We start from the raw sequence: 868 nt of genomic DNA on the forward strand, positions 1-868 counted from the left end.
GCGTGCACGTCACCGTCGTCACCGCCGCCGCCGCCGTGCGCGCCGCCGCGACCGCCGCGGAGCGGGCGCTCGGCCCCGTCGACGTCCTCGCCGGCGTGGCGGGGGTGCTGCGCCCGGCGCCGGTGCTCGCCACCACCGACGAGGACTGGGCCGCCACCTTCGCCGTCAACACCACCGGCCTGCTCAACCTGGTGCGGGCCGTCGTGCCCGGCATGGTGGCGCGCGGGCGCGGCAGCGTCGTCACCGTCGCCTCCAACGCCGCGGGCGTGCCCCGCACCGGGATGGCCGCCTACGCCGCCTCCAAGGCCGCCGCCGCCCACCTCACCCGCTGCCTCGGCCTGGAGGTCGCCGGTTCCGGTGTGCGGTGCAACGTCGTCTGCCCCGGTTCCACCGACACCGCCATGCAGCGCGACCTGTGGCCCGACGCCGAGGAGGGCCGCCGCGCCGCCCTCGGCGGGGACCCCGCGAGCTTCCGCGTCGGCATCCCGCTGGCCCGCATCGCCGACCCCTCCGACGTGGCCGAGGCGGTGCGCTTCCTCGCGAGCGACGCCGCCCGGCACATCACCATGCAGGACCTCTACGTCGACGGCGGCGCGAGCCTGCGCGCCTGAGGCACCCCACCCGAACGGATCCGAACGGAGCCCCATGCCCTCGCCCGCCGCGCCCGCGCCGGTGCTGCCCCGATACAGCGACGTCGCCGACCGCACCGCCGAGGACCTGCTGCGCGAGTACCGCGGCGCAGACGACTTCCTCCTCACCTCCCCCCAGCGCGCGCTGCTCGCGACCGGGAGCTACGCCGCCGTGCCCGCCACCGGCAGCGCCCCCGTCGCCCGCCGCGTCGCCGACCTGCTCGCCGCCGCCGGCGAGC

General features: G+C 78.5%; 1 protein-coding gene and 1 pseudogene. Both read left to right on the forward strand.

The window, feature by feature from the left end; all coding sequences use genetic code 11:
• On the forward strand, positions 1-611 hold a 611-nt coding region (locus ABEB16_RS21755; protein WP_345714257.1), incomplete at its 5' end, for an SDR family oxidoreductase.
• Positions 612-645: 34 nt separating this feature from the next.
• Positions 646-868, forward strand: a pseudogene (locus tag ABEB16_RS21760) (hypothetical protein); the annotation flags it as partial.

The sequence above is a fragment of the Kineococcus glutinatus genome (genome assembly GCF_039542765.1).
GTDB classification, from domain to species: Bacteria; Actinomycetota; Actinomycetes; order Actinomycetales; family Kineococcaceae; genus Kineococcus_A; species Kineococcus_A glutinatus.